Here is a 4,521-nt window from a genome sequence, read left to right on the forward strand (position 1 = left end):
TTGCATCAACTGTCCTCTTTTTGCCACAATTTTTAAGGCATCCTCTAGAGAAAATACATCTGCAATGGTTGCGGCGACATATTCCCCAATACTATGACCAATCATTGCTTCTGGTCGTACACCCCAAAACATTAATAACTGAGCCAGGGCGTACTCTGTAACGAATAACGCACTTTGGGTGAAGGCTGTTTGTTGTAGTTGCAAACAAGCAGTTTCAGTATCTTCTTCTCTGGGATAAAGTAGGGAACGGATATCAATACCCAGATGCTCTTGCAAAATCACAGCGCAAGTATCTATATGTTTTTTAAACGTCGGTTCGACTTCATATAGTTCCCGACCCATGTTTGCATATTGTGACCCTTGTCCTGAAAACATCAAGATGACTGGACAGTGACCTGGCTTGTGGTGCTGACTAAAAATACGTTGTGGGTATTGGCTCTTAAGCGATTTCACTGCATCATTTGGGTCTTGGCAAATCACGATGCGGCGATAGTCAAAAGCTCGACGACCTACTTGTAAGGTATGAGCGACATCTGGTAAGAGAATATCGGGGTTTTGCTCTAAATAATCACGCAGTTCCACTGTCTTAGTGTCTAAAGCTGTGCTGGTTTTGGCTGAGAGCAACAACAATTGCCACGGACGGGAGTGTAAAAACGCGCCAGGTTGCGTCTCCACTGGAGATTCTTCCAAAATAATATGGGCATTAGTCCCGCCAATACCAAAAGAACTCACACCTGCTCTGCGGGGTGTTCCATTGGTTTTCCACTCGGATAATTTGGTATTGACGTAAAAGGGGCTATTGGCAAAGTCTATCTGTGGATTTGGATCTTGAAAGTGCAAACTTGGAGGTATTTGTTTATGTTTTAATGCAAGGACTGTTTTAATTAAGCCTGTTACACCAGATGCTGCATCCAAATGTCCAACATTAGTCTTTACTGAACCAATAGCACAAAAACCTTTTTTATTTGTGCTAGCACGAAAAGCTTGTGTGAGAGCTTTAATTTCAATCGGGTCTCCTAAAATGGTTCCTGTACCGTGCGTTTCTACATAAGAAATAGTCTCAGCTTCGACTCCAGCTAAAGCTAAAGCTTCTAAAATAACTTTCCTTTGACCATCAACACTAGGGGCTGTATATCCAACCTTTAAAGAGCCATCGTTATTAACAGCTGAACCCTTTATTACTGCATAAATAAAATCACCATCAGCAATAGCATCCTCTAATCTTTTCAATACTACTACACCTAAACCATTGCCACCATTAGTTCCTTTCGCTTTAGCGTCAAAAGCTCGACAATGACCATCAGGAGAATGAATTCCTCCTTGTTGATATTGGTAACCAATTTTTTGCGGCACTCCAACGGTAACACCCCCTGCTAAAGCCATATCACTTTCACCATTTAGTAAACTTTGGCAGGCTAGGTGGACAGCAACCAATGATGTAGAACAGGCAGTTTGAACGTTGATACTTGGTCCTCTCAAGTTCAATTTATAAGAAACTTGCGTGGGTAAAAAGTCTTTGTCGTTTCCAATCAAAATCTGGTAACTGTCTGCTGATTCCATCAAATCATGATTGAAATATAAATTTGAAAGCAGGTAAGTACTTGCAGCAACACCAGCAAAAAGACCAATTTGACCACTATAAGTTTCCGAGTTGTAGGCAGCATTTTCTAAAGCTTCCCAAACACATTCTATAAAAAGGCGGTGTTGTGGGTCTGTAGTTTCGGCTTCTCTCGGAGAAAAACTAAAAAATGAAGCATCAAATAAATCTATATCTTCTAATATGCCGCTTGCTTTCACGTAATTGGGATCATTCAGCAATGCGGAATCTACCCCAGCAGATATTAGTTCCTCATCTGTGAAAAAAGAAATTGACTCTACACTATCCCGCAGGTTTTTCCAAAAGCTATCAATTTCATTTGCTCCAGGAAAACGACCCGCCATACCAATAATAGCGATTTCATCTTTATAATTTAAGCTATGAATAAAATTGTTTGCTGTGTCCATAAGTCAAAACCTTATCATATTTTCTCTAACTTCAAAGCGCTCAACAAGACTTAACTAATTATTCGTTTTTGCTAAATATGAAATTAAAATTTCAGAAGCAATCTGAATTTGGTCATTTAAAACCGCCTCAATATCTTCCTCGGTAGTTAATGGATTGGCAATGACCGCACGCATAGCAATTACAGGAATTTCTTTACCCAAGCTAATAGTTGTTTTTGTCGTTCGTGAGATGAAAGTGCGACCAATCTGACGCTGCATCTTTTGTAAATATTCATTAAAATTATTGATGCTTTGATTATCTGTCTCTGTTAACTGTTTTTTAGAAATTATCACTCGAAATTGCTCTGGAATATAACGATAAATTAACAAATTAGTATCAGGCTCTGCCAACAATTCAAATTCGGGCATCGCCGAAATCCGAGCAGCCATGTATTGAGTTTTCCGAATTCCTTCATCAATCAAAAACTCATATCCCTTAAGCCCAATCAGCTTTAAACCAGCGTGTAAAAATAAAGCCATGCCTGGTCGAGAGCCTTCTAAAGCACGTTTACCTAAATCAAACGATCCCTTACGCATGGTATAACTAGCATGTTTTTCGATTGAAGAAGCTAGATAAGGGTCGCGGAAAAATACCATACCAATACCCATTGGTAAATATAATTGTTTATGCCCATCAATGGTTACTGAATCAGCTTTTTCAATACCAGCAAGCTTGTGTTGATGTGTTTTGGAAAAGATAACTGGACCACCCCAAGCAGCATCCACATGAAAATGTACATTATTTTCTTGGGCAATCTCTGCAATATATTCTAGCGGATCGACACTACCAGAATCTGTGGTTCCAGCAATACCAACAATAGCTATAATATGTAAGTTTTGCTTGCGACAATCTGCAACAGTTTGGCGTAATGCTCGTATGTTGACTCGATTTTTAGAATCAACAGTCACTCTAATCAAATTTTGGGTACTAATGCCCATTAAATCCGCAGCTTTATCAAAGGAAAAATGCATCAATTCGGAGCCAATTACAACTGCTCCTTTGTAGCCATAAAAATTTAGGGCTGCTGTTAAACCTTCTTTTTCTATGCCGAAAAATTCATTTTTTGCGCCTAAAGATTTATTTCGGGCACACCACAGTGCTGTAATATTGGCTATTGTACCACCAGAAACCAAAATTCCTAATGTACTCTGATTGTTTTGAATATGTTGGGTATAGAAATTATCCGATAAATTATAAATTTTTCGATGCATCATTGCTAAAGCCTCACGTTCGCAGAAGCTCAAGGCTTTAGCAGTCTCTATTTTGACAGCATTTTGATTCATTGCTGTCATCAGTTTGGCTATAGGGCGTACAAAAGAAGGAAGCGCCGAAGTCATGTGACCGATAAATTGTGGCGAAGATGTGTGTACTGAATGAGCTATAACATTATTATCTAAGTATTTGAAATAGCTTTCAAAATCAGTAGGTTGAGTAGGTATTTGACTATCACCAAAATTTTTTATTAGTAAGTCAATGTTGATATTACTATTTGCATCTTTTGCACTTAAAAATTCCTGGCAAAAATCATTAACTACCTCATCTATCTGCGTGTCAATATATTTTTCTTGATTAGGTGATGCAAACATTTGCATTATATACTTACCAATTTCAGAATATAATGTTTGCTCAGTTGGGAAAAAGTTATTTTTGGGTAGAGTTTCTTTTTTACTTAATGTCATTTATTTCCTTGAATGGGATATTCCTATACTGAATTTTTAATACTATTTTTAGCTTAAATTTCAAGTTAAATTAATCACTTTTTATTTTAATTAGCGAGTAAAACAATGAGGATTTAGCTAGTTTAATGACGAGTCTAGATGGAACTTTAATTTTCTAGATTTTATTGCCTTCTTGAGACGAAACTTCTTTTTCCTTTGTCGCTGTTCGGTGTTCTTTTCTAGCTTGTTTGCGACGCTGTAAGGAAGCTGTCGTACTTTCAGAATTACGAGAGTGATGTATAAAAGATATTTCTTCGCTTGACTCCTGATTAAAATATGTAGCTAGGTAGCTTACAGTTGGATATTGAAACATTTCAACTAAGGGAAAATCTCGCTCAAATGTTTTTTGCAACTTACTATGAACCTGAACTAAAAGCAGCGAATGACCACCCAGTTCAAAGAAATTATCATGGATTCCTACGTTCTCAACATTAAGTACTTCTTGCCAAATATCGGCAATAGTTTTTTCTCTCTCGGTTTGGGGTGGCTGATAAACTACTTCCAATTCTGGACGCACTGTATCAGGTACAGGTAAAGCTTTGCGATCAACCTTGCCATTAGGTGTTAGTGGTAAGGCCTCTAGACAGACAAAAGCAGATGGTAGCATGTAGTGTGGCAACTTTGACTCTAAAAAGCTACGTAGTTCAGGAATTGCCAGTGTTTGCTCTTTTTGAGGAACTACATAGGCGACTAAACGTTTAGAATTTACCGATTCTTCGCTGACTACAACTACAGTTTCTTTTACTGCTGGGTATTGGT

General features: G+C 38.0%; 3 protein-coding genes. All 3 read right to left on the reverse strand.

Translation table 11 applies throughout. From position 1 onward, the window contains the following. The coding region (locus tag CDG79_RS39160; RefSeq protein ID WP_143855733.1) for a type I polyketide synthase at positions 1-2,004 on the reverse strand (2,004 nt) is incomplete at its 3' end. A gap of 54 nt (positions 2,005-2,058) precedes the next feature. Then, the gene (gene panP / locus CDG79_RS39165; RefSeq protein ID WP_094346870.1) at positions 2,059-3,723 is read right to left on the reverse strand and encodes a pyridoxal-dependent aspartate 1-decarboxylase PanP; all 1,665 of its coding nucleotides are present in this window, start codon (positions 3,721-3,723) and stop codon (positions 2,059-2,061) included. A 154-nt stretch (positions 3,724-3,877) separates the two neighbouring features. Next, on the reverse strand, positions 3,878-4,521 hold a 644-nt coding region (locus tag CDG79_RS39170; protein WP_223278633.1), incomplete at its 5' end, for a phosphopantetheine-binding protein.

The sequence above is a fragment of the Nostoc sp. 'Peltigera membranacea cyanobiont' 232 genome (assembly GCF_002245985.1).
In the GTDB taxonomy this organism is placed as follows: Bacteria; Cyanobacteriota; Cyanobacteriia; order Cyanobacteriales; family Nostocaceae; genus Nostoc.